Annotated in this window: 12 protein-coding genes; 2 read left to right on the plus strand and 10 right to left on the minus strand. The window is 60.4% G+C overall.

The features are described from left to right. Nucleotides 1–90 precede the first annotated feature (90 nt). Genes ybiB through MWH02_RS05055 form a run of 3 tightly spaced genes read right to left on the minus strand, consistent with a single transcriptional unit; the run spans nucleotide 91 to nucleotide 4,207 of the window. Nucleotides 91–1,059 (minus strand): DNA-binding protein YbiB, encoded by a 969-nt coding sequence (gene ybiB, locus MWH02_RS05045; RefSeq protein WP_271460009.1) that lies wholly within the window; start codon nucleotides 1,057–1,059, stop codon nucleotides 91–93. A 52-nt stretch (nucleotides 1,060–1,111) separates the two neighbouring features. Continuing rightward, nucleotides 1,112–3,256, minus strand: coding sequence for an ATP-dependent DNA helicase DinG (gene dinG, locus MWH02_RS05050; RefSeq protein WP_271460010.1), 2,145 nt, complete (start codon nucleotides 3,254–3,256; stop codon nucleotides 1,112–1,114). A 54-nt stretch (nucleotides 3,257–3,310) separates the two neighbouring features. Continuing rightward, complete coding sequence (locus tag MWH02_RS05055) at nucleotides 3,311–4,207, minus strand: LysR family transcriptional regulator (protein WP_192236574.1); 897 nt, start codon at nucleotides 4,205–4,207, stop codon at nucleotides 3,311–3,313. A gap of 124 nt (nucleotides 4,208–4,331) precedes the next feature. Between MWH02_RS05055 and speB the strand changes: the two genes are divergently transcribed. Beyond that, nucleotides 4,332–5,288: an agmatinase gene (speB, locus tag MWH02_RS05060; RefSeq protein ID WP_304623308.1), complete on the plus strand. Its 957-nt coding sequence runs from the start codon at nucleotides 4,332–4,334 to the stop codon at nucleotides 5,286–5,288. Further along, a complete protein-coding gene (locus MWH02_RS05065) occupies nucleotides 5,288–6,373 on the plus strand; it encodes an iron-containing alcohol dehydrogenase family protein (protein WP_271460012.1) in 1,086 nt (361 codons plus the stop codon). Before speB ends, MWH02_RS05065 begins: the two co-directional genes overlap by 1 nt. Before the next feature lie 239 nt (nucleotides 6,374–6,612). Here MWH02_RS05065 and MWH02_RS05070 read toward each other — a convergent pair whose 3' ends face one another. From MWH02_RS05070 to argH, 7 genes are read right to left on the minus strand one after another with little or no spacing between them, the layout of a single operon-like run. Beyond that, nucleotides 6,613–7,974 carry an MmgE/PrpD family protein gene (locus MWH02_RS05070; protein ID WP_271460013.1) on the minus strand — a complete coding sequence of 454 codons (1,362 nt, stop codon included), beginning with the start codon at nucleotides 7,972–7,974 and terminating at the stop codon, nucleotides 6,613–6,615. After that, complete coding sequence (locus MWH02_RS05075) at nucleotides 7,958–8,845, minus strand: polysaccharide deacetylase family protein (protein ID WP_271460014.1); 888 nt, start codon at nucleotides 8,843–8,845, stop codon at nucleotides 7,958–7,960. The genes MWH02_RS05070 and MWH02_RS05075 overlap by 17 nt, the downstream gene beginning before the upstream one ends. Continuing rightward, nucleotides 8,838–9,683 carry a polysaccharide deacetylase family protein gene (locus MWH02_RS05080; protein ID WP_101763139.1) on the minus strand — a complete coding sequence of 282 codons (846 nt, stop codon included), beginning with the start codon at nucleotides 9,681–9,683 and terminating at the stop codon, nucleotides 8,838–8,840. Before MWH02_RS05080 ends, MWH02_RS05075 begins: the two co-directional genes overlap by 8 nt. Nucleotides 9,684–9,694: 11 nt before the next feature. Then, the gene (locus MWH02_RS05085) at nucleotides 9,695–10,516 is read right to left on the minus strand and encodes an ABC transporter substrate-binding protein (protein ID WP_110865791.1); all 822 of its coding nucleotides are present in this window, start codon (nucleotides 10,514–10,516) and stop codon (nucleotides 9,695–9,697) included. Nucleotides 10,517–10,533: 17 nt separating this feature from the next. After that, nucleotides 10,534–11,298: an amino acid ABC transporter ATP-binding protein gene (locus tag MWH02_RS05090; RefSeq protein WP_008102604.1), complete on the minus strand. Its 765-nt coding sequence runs from the start codon at nucleotides 11,296–11,298 to the stop codon at nucleotides 10,534–10,536. Nucleotides 11,299–11,311: 13 nt separating this feature from the next. Beyond that, entirely contained in the window at nucleotides 11,312–12,190 is an 879-nt protein-coding gene (locus tag MWH02_RS05095; RefSeq protein WP_101763141.1) for an amino acid ABC transporter permease, read from the minus strand. A 9-nt stretch (nucleotides 12,191–12,199) separates the two neighbouring features. After that, complete coding sequence (gene argH / locus MWH02_RS05100; RefSeq protein ID WP_101763142.1) at nucleotides 12,200–13,627, minus strand: argininosuccinate lyase; 1,428 nt, start codon at nucleotides 13,625–13,627, stop codon at nucleotides 12,200–12,202. Nucleotides 13,628–13,719 lie beyond the last annotated feature (92 nt).

Genomic DNA, 13,719 nt, shown 5'->3' on the forward strand with positions numbered 1-13,719 from the left:
GACATTGCCGCCATTGAACAGCGCGATTAATCGCGCCGCTACAGCTTGTGTGCGCTGTAAATGAGGCGCTTAATTCAAAGGCTTTACTCTTCACATCCCCGCCAACTGTAACTTCACTTCTGCATCCGCCAGGCTAGCCGATTCACCGGTCGCCATCAAACAACACGCCAGCTGCAAACGCAGCGCCTGCGGCACCGCGCGTTCCCCGGCTAATACCTGATTGATCCACGCGGCGGTGTCCTGTGCGCTTTTGCTTTCCGGCAGTTCCACACTGACTTCCGGCTGGCGCTCAACCCACACTTCCGCTTCTGCACCCGCGCCATGAATGTAGTTAATCGCCGGGCAGCGCTGCGGATTGGCATACACCTCGCCTTCGGTCCCGTTGAGCAGAATCGCCGGTGCATCGATATCCTGGAAGAATTTCCCCACGCGCGGCACATATTCCGGATGCGAGACGCTGGCCAGGCGCAGCGCAGCACGTTCGGCAAACGGCGTCGCCAGTTTCGCCAGCGTATGTGCGCTGTTACGCACGCCCATGCGCCAGCGCAGCGACAGCTGCTGCGCCATTGGCGCACACAGATGGTCGATGGTGATAAACGCCAGTTCGCCGTTATCCAGCTTCGCCTGCGCCTGTGCGGCGGAGGTGACAGGCGCGATGTCCAGCGCCGCCAGCACGGCTTCGGTGGTGATGCGCGTGGGATCGTCACTGACGCCGTGCAGCAGCACCGGGAAGCCCAGCTTCACCAGCAGCAGCGCCAGCAGCGGCGTCAGATTGCCCTGACGACGCGCGCCGTTGTAGCTGGGAATGACAATCGGCATGGGACGATGAGCGGGTGCCTGCAACTGCATCATCTGCTGCTGCATCGCGTGATAAAAACCGCGCATCTCCTCTTCGCCTTCGCCCTTGATGCGCAGCGCAATCAGCACGCCACCCAGCTCCAGCTCCGGCACGTCACCGGCCAGCATCGCGCTGTAGAGCGCCTGCGCGGTGGCGAAATCGATATCGCGCGCGTGATTTTTACCGCGCCCAATCTCTTTAATAATTTTATTCAGTTCCATCAGGCATTCCCGCTTCCAGGGCGCGCCGCCGTGCGGCTGCCAAAATTGATCGTTAGATTTTCTTACTGCGACGTTTTTTCGTCTTGTCACTGCTGGCTTCCGGCATCGGCGGTTGCTCAATCGGGAACACCGGTAGCGCGGCCAGCAGTCGGCTGCCATAGGCTTTGTTGAGCAGGCGGCGATCGTAAATCACGATTTCGCCAAAGCAGCTGTGGCTGCGAATCAAACGTCCTACCTGCTGAATCAAGGTAAAGGAGGCGCTCGGCAAGCTCTGCACTTCGAACGGATAGCGTTTCAGGCTCTTCAGCCATTCGCCCTCGGTCAAAATTACCGGACTGTCTACCGGTGGAAAAGCGATTTTATGGATATGCACCTGCGACAGCAGATCGCCTTTCAAATCCAACCCTTCGGCGAACGATTGCAGCCCGACCAGAATACTGATTTTACCGGCTTCGACGCGTTCACGATGCAGCGCCACCAGGCGCGAACGCGGCTGATCGCCCTGCACCAGCATCGACAGGCGCAGATCAGGAATATGTGCGACAAACTGCTGCATCGCGCGGCCGCTGGCGAACAGCACCAGCACCCCTTTGTGCTTCTCTTCGGCGATCTGCTGGCGGAAAAAGCGCGCCATCTCTGCAATGTGCTCCGCTTCCTGCGCCATCTGCGGCTCAAACTGCATCTGCGGAATCACCAGCTTGCCCTGGTCGATATGGTTAAACGGTGAATCCAGTGCCACAAAGCGGTCGCCGGCTTTCTCACTCAGGCCGGACATTTCCTGCAAACGGTTGAAGCTGTTGAGCGAGCGCAACGTGGCTGACGTCACCACCACATGCGGGATTTTGCGCCACAGGATTTTTTCCAGCTGATCGCTCACGCGAATGCCCGCGCAGTGGAACAGCAGATGCGCCTGGCCTTCTCGGATCTCACGCGTAATCCACTTCGACACCGGCGCATTGGAAGCTTTCTCCATCGCCGCCAGCCGCCACAGTTTGCTGATCGACTCGAACCAGCCGAAGTGGCGATTGAGCTGAATGATAGCTTTATGCAGCCGCATGATATCGGCTTTCCCGGTTTGCTCGCCCAACTCGTTGAGCAGGCCTTCGCTTAAGCCGCGCAGCGCGTCACTCAGCTTGAACAGCCGCGCGCACAGGCTCAGCAGCTCTTCCGGCAATTCACCCAGTACAAAGCGGAACTCGCCCGGCTGATTATGGCCCGGCAGCAGCGGATTGAGCGCATCGCACAGGATCTGCAGCAGCTCGCGCATTTCATCGCAGTGACCTTTCAGGCGCTCCGGATTGGAGAGCGGCGGCGGCGATTTTGGGCGGAACTGCGCCATGATGGTTTCCACCAGCCGCACAAACAGATCGAGCTGCAAACTGCTCCAGCCGGGCGTGATCTCCGCGCTCATCTCCAGCGCATCGCGCGCCACTTCCGGCAGATGATGGCCTTCGTCCAGCACCAGCATCAGGTTTTTCGCCGGTGGCAGCACCGATTCATTCTCCATCGCCGCCATCACCAACGCATGGTTGGCGACCACCACATCCGCCTGCTCAATTTCGCGACGCGCGACAAAGAACGGGCATTCGCGATACCAGCGACAGTGATGCCCGAGGCAGTTGGCTTTGTCGGTGGAGAGGCGTTGCCACAAGCTGTCCTCGATGTTGACATCGGTGTGATCGCGCAAGCCATCCCAGCGGTAGCTACTGAGCTGCTTCTCTAGCTTGGCGCAGAATTTCTGCTCCTCTTTCGAGCCGGTGACCGCCTCTTCATCCAGATAGAGCAGCAAATCGCCCTGCTGATCTTCGGTCGCCGCCAGCGCCGCAAGGTTGCGCGGACAAACATAGCGTCCACGGCCAAAGGCGGCAGTAAAAGTGAGATCGGGGATGATTTTCTTCAGCAGCGGCAGATCCTTGCTGAAGATCTGGTCCTGCAACGCCACGTTGGCGGTGCTGATCACCAGCCGCTTCTCCTCGGCGCGGCTCACCGCAATGCCGGGAATCAAATAAGAAAGGGTTTTGCCGACGCCGGTGGGCGCTTCAATCGCCAGATGACGACCTTCGTCACCGGCCAGACTTTTCGCCACTTCGGCAATCATCTGGCGCTGCGGCGCGCGCGGGATAAAGTCAGGAACCTGCTGCTGCAGCGCCTTATACCATTGCGCAATCTGGCTTTTTATCGCTGCTGTCAGGGCCATTTTCGTTACTGTTTGCTGAATTGGCCTGTATTTTTACACAGTATTGGCGCAGCGTCAGCTTTCGCTGCTATTTTTTCGCGCTGGATTCAGAATTTCACGCATCGCGCGGATTAAGGTTTCACGCGCGCGCCCACGGCGGAACGCAAAAGAGAAAGGCGCGCGGAAGTGGAAATGGTGCGGCAGCAGGCGACGCAACGTGCCCTGCAGTTCCCCGCTGCGCGCGTAGTGTTCGGGCAAATAGCCAATGAAGCGGCCAGAGAGAATCAGCGTCAGCTGCGCTTCGATGCTCTCCACTGAAGCGTTGCTCTGGCGGAAGCCGCGCTTGTTCAGCTCCTGCTGATTCCAGTAACGCCGCGTCACCATGCCGGTTTGCTGCACGGTGCGCACATCCGGATGGCCCTCAGCGAGCGGATGTTGCGGGCTGCAATAGAGCCAATGCTGTTCTTCGTAAAGCGGAATGGTCACCAGATTGCTGGCGCGCAGCGGAAAGTGCCCAATCGCCAAATCGAGCCGATCCTCCAGCAACTGCTGCTGCAACTCATTGGGATCGCGCACGCTCAGATTAAAGAACACCGCCGGAAAGCGCTGGTTAAAGCGGGCGATAGCGGCAGGCAGATCCAGCGTGCTATCGGTGACGGTGGCGTCCACCACGCCAAGCGAGAAAGTGCCGCCCTGCGCGCTTTTCAGCGTCTCAACCTGCTCCTGCCAACCCGCCAGCGTCGCCAGCATCTCCTGACAGTAGCGATAAAACTGCTCGCCTTTGCTGGTCAGGGTAAAGCCGCCGCGCCCGCGCTGACAGAGGATAAAACCGAGCTGGCTCTCGAGCTCGCTCATGTAGGCGCTGATGGCCGGCGTGGTCATGTTCAGCGCCTGCTGCGCGCGAGAATAGCCCTGATTTTCCACCACGCTGGCGAACACCTGCAGCAGTTTAAGATTGGGAAGCGTCTGCACCGATTTTCCTTCAGAGATTGCTGACTAAAGTTAAGTAATCTCTGAAGTGATTATCGGCTGTCAAGGATTTTTCCGGCGCGCGGGCTGGGTAATGATGGGTTTCACCTGACTAAAGGAGTGCGTGATGACCGATTTCCCCCAGCCGCAAGGCGGTAACGAAATGCCCCGTTTCGCCGGACGCGGCACCATGATGCGTTTACCCGCCGCTGAATCACCAGCCGATTTGGATGTGGCGTTCGTCGGCATTCCGCTGGATATCGGCACCTCGCAGCGCAGCGGTACGCGCTATGGCCCACGCGCCATCCGCGCCGATTCAGTCATGATCCGACCCTACAACATGGCCACCGGCGCCGCGCCCTTTGATTCGCTGCGCGTCGGCGATCTCGGTGATGTGCCGATCAACACTTACAGCCTGCTGAAATCAGTCGATATCATTGAAAACTATTATACCGAGCTGAATAACTGGCCGATTATCCCGTTAACGCTGGGCGGCGATCACACGCTGACGCTGCCGATTTTGCGCGCGCTGGTGAAGAAGCATGGGCCGATGGGGCTGATTCACATTGATGCCCACACCGACACCAACGACGAGATGTTTGGCGAGAAGATCGCGCATGGCACCACGTTCCGCCGCGCGGTGGAAGAGGGCCTGCTCGACTGCCAGCGCGTGGTGCAAATCGGGCAACGTGCGCAAGGTTACGCCGCCGATGATTTTCAGTGGGGCGTCGATCAGGGCTTCCATCTGGTGCCCGCCGAACAGTGCTGGTATCGCTCCATGACGCCGCTGATGGCCGAGGTGCGCGCGCGTATCGGCGACGGCCCGGTGTATCTCTCTTACGACATCGACAGTTTCGATCCCGCGTGGGCACCCGGCACCGGCACGCCGGAAGTGGGCGGTTTGACCTCGATGCAAGGGCTGGAGATCGTGCGCGGCTGTCGTGGACTCAATCTGGTGGGCGGCGATCTGGTGGAAGTCTCGCCGCCGTACGACATCAGCGGTATGACCTCGCAGCTGGCGGCCAATATCCTTTATGAGATGCTGTGCGTGTTGCCCGGCGTCCGTTACACAGAGAACAAGTGATGACACAACAGAATCTGGTTTTCCCGGCGCGCGTGCTGCGCGGTGCGGGCGTGATCAACCAATTAGGCGCGATCTGCGCCGGACTGGGACAGCGTGCGCTGCTGATTGGCGGCCATCAGGCGTTGCAGGCAGTAGAAGCGCAGGTTCGCGCGCAGCTGCTGGCGGCCAACGTCACGCTGCTGGCGCAGGAGTGGTTTGGCGGCGAAACCTCGATCAATCAGATCAATCGTCTGGCGGCGATGGCCAGCGAACTGCACGCCGAGGTGCTGATTGGCGTGGGCGGCGGTAAATCGCTGGATACGGTGAAAGCGGTAGGCGCACAGATTGGCGTGCCGGTGATCACGCTGCCAACCATCGCCGCCACCTGTTCCGCGGTGACGCCGCTGAGTATTCGCTATGACGATAACGGCAATTTCTTCGACATTTTCCCGCTGCCGCAGGCACCGGCGGCGGTGATCATTGACAGCGAGCTGCTGGCTAAAGCGCCCGCCCGCTGGCTGGCCGCCGGGCTGGGCGATACGCTGGCGAAGTGGTACGAGTTCCGCGCGGTCAGCGCACGTCATCCGGCACGCGAGGGCAATGCGCTCTCGTCACTGGCGCACAGCCAGATCTGTTATGACGTGATTGGTGAACATGGACCAGCAGCCTATGCCGCAGTGCTGCGTGGTGAGAGCAGCGCGTCGCTCGATCAGGTGCTGGATGCGATCTTCACCTGGGCAGGATTAACCTCGCTGATGAGCTACGGCGCACACGCGGCGGCTTCGCATGCGATTTATGAAGGCTTTACCTTCTGCGATAAAACCCGCGAGTTTGGGCACGGCTTGCTGGTCGGCTTTGGCAATCTCTGTTTGCTGGCGCTGGAGAACCGCACCGATGAGGAAGTGCTGGATGAGATGCGCCTGGCGCGCGATTGCGGCGTGCCGCTGACGCTGAGCGAGATTGCCGAGCTGGATGAGAGTGAGCTGGCGCTGATTGTGCGCGAATCAGTGCATGCGCCGGATATGGAGAACATGGCCGAAGCAGTGACCGAAGCGCGCTTGCTGGCAGCGATAGCGCGGATTGAGGGGTTAGCAGGCAGGGTTTAGTTTGTGCTCGCTGTGGTTTGAATGTGCTCGCTGTGGTTTGGATGTGCTCGCTGTGGTTTGAATGTGCTCGCTGTGGTTTGAATGTGCTCGCTGTCCCCCTCCTCGGTCCTCCCCCATAAATGGGGGAGGAAGATGCTGCCACATATTCGTTCTGAAGCTGCATGTGGCAGCGTCTCCTTCCCCCATTAATGGGGGAAGGCCGGGATGGGGGACAGCGAGCACACACCAAAAGGAAAAAATCACCCAATCCCCAACAACCCCACCACTTCCCGCACATCCGCCACTTCATCCAGCTCCAGACACACCGCCTCGAGCTGTTCGACCTGCTCCAGCGGCAATACGCGCGCGGCCAAACTGCGGTATTTCGCCAGCAAGGCCTCCAGCGTGAGCGGATTGGTTGGCGCGCCTGACGGCACCGGCACATGCTGCTGCCACTGCGCGCCCTGCCCGGTTTCCAGCCGCACCCACGGCTCGTCGTCGCGGCTCTGCTGCTCATCGATCACCAGCTCAATACGTGCCAGCAACGCTTCCACATCGGGATGCAGGCGTTTGGCGTCGTCATAACTGGCCAGCTCCGCCGAGCCGTACAGTGCGCGCGCCGCCAGCGCATACGGCAGGCTCATCTGCGCCGCCGCCAGGCTGTGTAACTCGCGTCCGCCGCACATCTCCAGCAGGAACGGATTAACGCCCACCACGATGCGCGCGATCTGCTCTACCCGCACATCATGCTGTTGCAGCAGGATTCCCAGCGCATCAATCGCCGCGTGGGTGCCACGGCACGAAGCGTAGGGTTTGATTGAGCAGCGCGCCAGTTTCCACACCTCGCCGAGATCGGCCGTCAAGGCCTGCGGCTGCTGGGTTTCCGCCGCTAAGGTTTGCAGGAAGCCGCCCCAGCGTGGTTCAAACACCGCTGAAGGGCCGCTGATACCGCGTTGTGCCAGCAGCGCGGCCTGCACGCCGCCTTCTGCTGCGCGCGCGGCATGCAGTTTTTTGGTGTGCGATCCGTCGTGAATAAAGCCCCACAAACCGCCGCTGAAGCTGGCGGCAATGCCCAGCGCAGACGCACACTGCGCGCGATCCAGCTGCAGCAGCGAACAGACCGCCGCCGCCGCACCAAACACGCCGCAGCTGGCGGTAGAGTGCCAGCCTGCGCCGTTGTGCGCCGAGTAACCGCCGCAGGCTTCTAACACGCGGCGGCCAACGTCATAGCCGATCACCATCGCCACCAGCAGCGCTTGCCCGTCCACCGGCTGTGTCGCCAGCGGCAAAGCCGCCAGCAGCGCCGGGATCACCACCGCACCGGAGTGATCGCAGCCGCCGGTATCGTCGAGTTCATACATGTGCCCCGCCACGCCGTTCAGCCACGCCGCCTGACGCGGACTGGCCTGCTGCGCGCAGCCCCAAATCTGCGCCTGTTCGCGTCCACCTTCGGCCTGCACCAGCGCCAGACACTCGCGCCAGATCGGGCTGTCGCAGCCCGCCAGCGAAGCACCGAGCGTATCGAGCAGATGGCGTTTCGCCTGCTCCACCAGCGGTTCAGGCAGTTGTGCAAAACGCGTCCCGGCGATAAAGGCCGCCAGTTGATCAAGCGAGTTCGCCATGCGCACCTCCAGTGATGCGGGTAAACACCTCCGCCGGATGGCAGACATCGTTATCCGGCTGCGTCTGCCAGTGTGCCGCCGCCTGCTCAGCGGTGGCGATCCACACATTGTGCTGTTGCAGCATGTCGAGCAGCGCCCGCAGCAAACCAATGCGTCCGGCGGTGCCGATGATTTCCGGATGCAGTCGCAGCAAGTAGCACAGGCCAAAGCGGTGAAAGCCGTGGAAATCCTGCGTCATATTCGCCAGAGTTTCGCCATACGGCGCGATGCGCGATTGTCCCGGCGGAATAGCCGGGCTGAGGTTGAAGGCGAAGTACGGCTCATCTTCCAGCGTGTAGTGCATCGGTAATTCCACCAGGCGCGTACCGGGATGGAAGTACGGCAAATCGTCGCCGCGCCAGCTGGAGGACCATTGAATACCGCGTGCGATCAACGCCTGCGCCAGTCCCGGTTTCCACTGCCCGGCGGGCGTGCGGAACCCCGTGATTTTGCGTCCGGTTATCTGCGCCAGTTTGTCGCAGCCGCGCGTCACGCTGGCGATCTGCTGCTCCAGCGTCAGCAGCGAGAAATCTTCGTGGATATCGCCACTGCAGGCGATTTCATGGCCGCCGGTCACGATGCGCTGCACCAGTTCCGGCTGCTGTTCGGCGACAATTGAGGGCATACACCAGCTGGCTTTGAGCTGCTTTTCTGCCAGCAGCGCCAGCAGGCGATCGACGCCGCGCAGTGTGCCGTAGCGCCACACCGACAGCGTTTTATCGCGCCCCGCTACTGCCGGAGCCTGAGTGAGAATGCCGTGAATATCGTTGAAATCGATGGTGAGGATCGCCGCCGACTGGAAACCCAGCGGCCAGCGTGAAGGTTCAGTCATGCTGTTGCTCCTGCAAATACCACTGCGCCACCGCGTCGCAGCGCGCAAACCAAACGTCATCGCGCGCCGTCATATGTGCAAACAGCTGTTCCAGCAGCAGCAAGCGTCCCGGCTGGCCGGAGATTTTCGGGTGAAACAGCGTGGTGAGGCACAAGCCTTCATCCATCGCGCCATCGAACTCGCGCTGCCAGTTATCACGCGTGTGCGCATAGCTGGCGATGCGGTCGCCACCTTTAGGGAAGTCGGGCTGGCGCGTGTAGGCCAGCGAGGCGTAATCATCCATCTCCCACTTACCGGGGATCTCCACCAGCGGCGTATGGCCCGCCACCGGAATGCTGTAGGGGCGATCGTCGCCGCGCATGCTGCTGGAGTAGATCACGCCCGCATCGCGCAGGATTTGTGGCGTTTCCGCATGCCAGTCGCCCGACGGCGTACGAAAACCGCAGGCGGTGATGCCCAGATGTTGGTGAAAGACTTCAGCGGATTTCGCCATGACTGCGCGCTGTTCATCCGGTGAAATCGCCCAAAAGGATTCGTGGCGATAGCCGTGATAGGCCACTTCGTGGCCCTGTTCGATAATTGCCTGACACTGCTGCGGCCACTGCTCCACCACCCAAGCCGGCACAAAAAAGGTGGCGGGAAGGTGGAAGGCGCGCAGCAGGTCAAGCAGACGCCCGAGCGCGCGGTACGGCCCGTAAGCCCCAAAGGTAAAATACTCTGGCGTTGACCACAGGCTGCCATTCAACATGGCATCGCCGGTGGGACCGTCGAGGTCAAACGCCAGCGCCATACAGCCGCGTTTACCCTGCGGCCAGCGCACTGCGCCCGGTTGTTGCATCTGCGCGCTCCTTAGCCCTGGTTGACGGTCGCCTTCGCCACGCCGTTGTCTGCCAGACCCCATTTGCCGAGGATTTTCTGGTAAGTGCCATCGGCAATCATCGCGTCGATAGCCGCCTGAATCGCGGTGGTCAGCTCGCCCGCATCTTTACCAATCGCCATGCCGGTGTACTGGAAGGAGAAGGCTTTATCCAGCGCCTTATATTTGCCCTTTTCCAGATCCATGATGTACGGCAGCGTTTCACTGCCCTGCACCACGCCATCCAGACGGTTCTGACGCAGCTGGGTGCGCGCATCGGCGGTGCCTTCAGCACCTACCACAATGATCGCCGGCTTACCGGCCGCTTCACAGTGCGCTTTTGACCAGTTGGCAATCTCCTGCGGGAAGGTGGTGCGACGGCTGGTACCGACTTTCTTACCGCACAGATCCATCGCGCTGTTGATGTCGCTGCGCGCGGATTGGGTGTAGAACTGCGGGCCGGTTTTGAAGTAGTCGATAAAGTTCACCACCTGCTGACGCTCTTTGGTGTCCGTCATGCCGGACATCACCAGATCGACGCGCCTGGTCACCACCGCGTTCACCATCTGTTCGAAGGCGATCTCCTGCCAGTTGATCTTCACGCCGAGTTTTTCACCAATCGCCTGGCCGAGGTCGTAATCCACGCCGGTCAGCTGGTTGGTCGCCGGATCTTTAAAATCCATTGGCGGATAGTTCGGCATGATCGCTACCGTCAGCCCTTTCTCTTTGATCGCCGCGGGTACGGCGATGTCTGCCCAGGCAGAGGATTGCAGCAATACGGCGGCACTGATGGCACTCAATAACAGCTTTTTCATATTCACCCCGGTAATGTTTAAAGAAGAATCGCGTTAATAAAGTTTTTCATCCGTGGATTTTGCGGGTTCAGCAGAATGTCTTCCGGTGCGCCCTGCTCGATAATCCGTCCCTCGTCCATAAACACCACCTGATTGGCCACCTCACGGGCAAAGCCCATTTCGTGGGTGACCACCAGCATGGTGGTGCCCTCTTTTGCCAGCTGACGCATCACCGCCAGCACTTCGCCCACCATCTCCGGATCCAGCGCCGAGGTGGGTTCGTCAAACAGCATCAGTTTGGGTTTCATCGCCAGCGCACGAGCAATCGCCACGCGCTGCTGCTGGCCGCCGGAGAGCGACTGCGGATAGTCGTGCGCTTTGTGCGCCAGACCAACGCGATCGAGCAGCGCCATCGCCTCTTCGCTGGCTTCGCGCCTTGGGCGCAGCAGCACGCGACACGGCCCTTCGATGATGTTCTCCAGCGCGGTTTTGTGTGGGAACAGGTTAAAACGCTGGAATACCATGCCGGTTTGCAGGCGCTGGCGCGCAATCTGTTTGTCGCTTAGCGCATGCAGTTTGTTACCGGCGATGCGATAGCCCGCCAGCTCGTTGTCAACCCAAATCCCGCCTTTATCGACCTTTTCCAGCTGGTTAATGCAGCGCAAAAAGGTGCTTTTGCCGGAACCGGATGGGCCGAGGATGCACATCACCTCGCCGTAGTTCACTTCGAGGCTGACATCCTTCAGGGCGTGGAACTGGTCGAAATATTTGTTCACCTTAACGGCGCGCACGATGTTTCTCATGTTGGGCTCCTGATTACTGACGCTGACGATGGCCGCGTGAGAAATAACGTTCCAGTCGGCTCTGTCCAAACGACAACACCGTGACCACAATCAGGTACCAAATGCCTGCCACGAACAGTAGTTCCATGACGCGCGCGTTGGCGAAGTAGATGGTTTGCGTGTTGTAGAGCAGTTCGGAGTACTGAATCATGCTGGCGAGGCTGGTGGTTTTGATCATGCTGATAAATTCGTTGCCGACCGGCGGCAGAATCACGCGCATCGCCTGCGGCAGAATGATGCGCTGCAGCGCCTGCAGACGCGGCATGCCGATGGCTTTCGCCGCTTCGTATTGCCCGGTATCCACCGACAGCAGGCCCGCGCGCACCACTTCCGAGGTGTACGCGCCCTGATTGATGCTCAAACCGAGCAGCGCGGCGAGGAACGGCGTCATGATGGTGACGGTTTGCACGCTGAACACGCCGGGAATGCTGATGGTGGGAAACACCAGCGCGAGGTTAAACCACAGCAGCAGCTGCAGAATCAGCGGCGTGCCGCGAAAAATCCACGCGTAGCCCACGGCGATGTAGTGCAGCACCGGATTCGGCGACATGTACATGATGGCGGTGATGACGCCAAACAGTACGCCGAGCCCCATCGCCAGCACCGACATGATCAGCGTGTTAACCACGCCGTTAAGAATCGCCTGGGCGGTAAAGAACTGGCCGACAAACGACCATTCGATATTGCCGTGCGCAAAGGCGTTTACCAGCAGCGCCAGCAGCAGCAGAATCACCGCCGACGCGGTGATACGGCCGTAGTAACGGCGCGGCACCACTTGGTAACGATCGAGATCGTAATGCGTCTGCTCGCGGCTGTTGTTCAAACCCGGCTCAATCGGCGTTGATTGCGACATAAGTTCTCCTCAGGCGCGTGGGCCAGCGTAATCGTCGGTCCAGCGCTGCTGGTCCTGCATCAGGGTTTGCAGACGTGCCAGCTGCTCACGTACGCGTGCCGGTGCGGTACCGCCGTAGCCGCTACGAGCCGCCAGCGCGGCTTCCAGCGTCAGCGCACTGCGCACCTCCGGCGTTAAGCGGACATCCACCGCCTGCAGTTGCGCATCGCTGAGATCCGACAGACCGCAGTTTTCGCGCTCGCACAATTGCACCAGCTGGCCGGTGATCTCATGCGCTTCGCGGAACGGCACACCGCGCATCGCCAGCCAGTCGGCCACTTCGGTCGCCAGCGTGAAGCCGTCCGGTGCCTGCTCGCGCATCACGTCGGTGTTGAATTTCAGCGTCGCCATCATGCCTGCCATCGCCGGTAGCACCAGCAGCAGCGTATCCACCGCATCAATCACGTTGCGTTTGTCGTCGCTGAGATCGCGGTTGTAGGAGAGCGGCATCGCTTTCATGGTGGTGAGCAGCGCCATCAGATTGCCGACCAGTCGGCCAGCGCGGCCGCGCGTCAGTTCGGCGATGTCCGGGTTTTTCTTCTGCGGCATGATGGAGCTGCCGGTGGCGTAGCTGTCATGCAGCTCCACCCAGCGGAACTGGCGCGATGCCCACATGCACACTTCTTCGCACAGGCGTGACAGGTTGATGCCGATCATGCTGGTGACAAACAGGAATTCAGCGGCATAGTCGCGGCTGGCAACGGCATCAATGGAGTTTTCGCACGGCGCGAGATAGGAAAGATCGGCGGCGGCCTGCTCCGGCTGGCGCGCAATAGCGGAACCGGCCATCGCAGCGGCACCGAGCGGACAGCGTGCGCTGCGGCGATCCCAATCCTGCATACGTTCAATATCGCGGGCAAAGGATTGCGCGTGAGCCAACAGTTGATGACCAAAAACAATCGGCTGCGCCTGCTGCAGATGCGTGAAACCGGGCGCGACGCTTTCGGTGTGCTGTGCCGCCTGCTCGACCAGCGCCTGCTGCAAGGCCAGCAGCGCGCTCACCACCTTGCGACCGTTGTCGCGCAGGTAAAGACGCAGGTCGTTAACGGTTTGATCGTTACGCGAACGCCCGGCGCGCAGCTTGCCGCCCAGCGGACCTAAACGCTCGGTCAGCGCGCGTTCGATAAAGGTGTGCACATCTTCGTCGGCGGCAATCGGATGCAGCTGACCGGCGCGATAATCGGCGTCTAACGCGTCAATGGCCGCCAGCATGGTGCTGAGCTCTTCGGCGCTCAGCAACTCGCCGCGCGCCAGTTCACGGGCATGCGCCCGGCAGCCCGCCAGATCGTAAGGTGCCAATGCAAAGTAATAATCCGGGCTACGAGACAGCGCGGTTAAACTCGCCGCCGGTGCCGCTTTAAAACGCGCGCCCCATAACAGTTCGGCATTATCAGACATGCTATTTCCCCTTACAGATAATCATCAGCGATATGAAAAAGATATGGATGAGCCAGTTGAAATAATAAAAACTTATTTTATGGCTACACTGG

The sequence above is a fragment of the Pantoea leporis genome (genome assembly GCF_028048155.1).
Lineage (GTDB): Bacteria > Pseudomonadota > Gammaproteobacteria > Enterobacterales > Enterobacteriaceae > Pantoea > Pantoea leporis.

Bases quoted from the DNA above. Each gene is read 5' to 3' on its own strand.
- MWH02_RS05080 (WP_101763139.1), bottom strand. From the start codon at position 9,683: ATGCAACAACCGGGCGCAGTGCGCTGGCCGCAGGGTAAACGCGGCTGT.
- MWH02_RS05070 (WP_271460013.1), bottom strand. From the start codon at position 7,974: ATGGCGAACTCGCTTGATCAACTGGCGGCCTTTATCGCCGGGACGCGT.
- MWH02_RS05085 (WP_110865791.1), bottom strand. From the start codon at position 10,516: ATGAAAAAGCTGTTATTGAGTGCCATCAGTGCCGCCGTATTGCTGCAA.
- MWH02_RS05065 (WP_271460012.1), top strand. From the start codon at position 5,288: ATGACACAACAGAATCTGGTTTTCCCGGCGCGCGTGCTGCGCGGTGCG.
- dinG (WP_271460010.1), bottom strand. From the start codon at position 3,256: ATGGCCCTGACAGCAGCGATAAAAAGCCAGATTGCGCAATGGTATAAG.
- ybiB (WP_271460009.1), bottom strand. From the start codon at position 1,059: ATGGAACTGAATAAAATTATTAAAGAGATTGGGCGCGGTAAAAATCAC.
- MWH02_RS05095 (WP_101763141.1), bottom strand. From the start codon at position 12,190: ATGTCGCAATCAACGCCGATTGAGCCGGGTTTGAACAACAGCCGCGAG.
- argH (WP_101763142.1), bottom strand. From the start codon at position 13,627: ATGTCTGATAATGCCGAACTGTTATGGGGCGCGCGTTTTAAAGCGGCA.
- MWH02_RS05075 (WP_271460014.1), bottom strand. From the start codon at position 8,845: ATGACTGAACCTTCACGCTGGCCGCTGGGTTTCCAGTCGGCGGCGATC.
- MWH02_RS05090 (WP_008102604.1), bottom strand. From the start codon at position 11,298: ATGAGAAACATCGTGCGCGCCGTTAAGGTGAACAAATATTTCGACCAG.
- speB (WP_304623308.1), top strand. From the start codon at position 4,332: ATGACCGATTTCCCCCAGCCGCAAGGCGGTAACGAAATGCCCCGTTTC.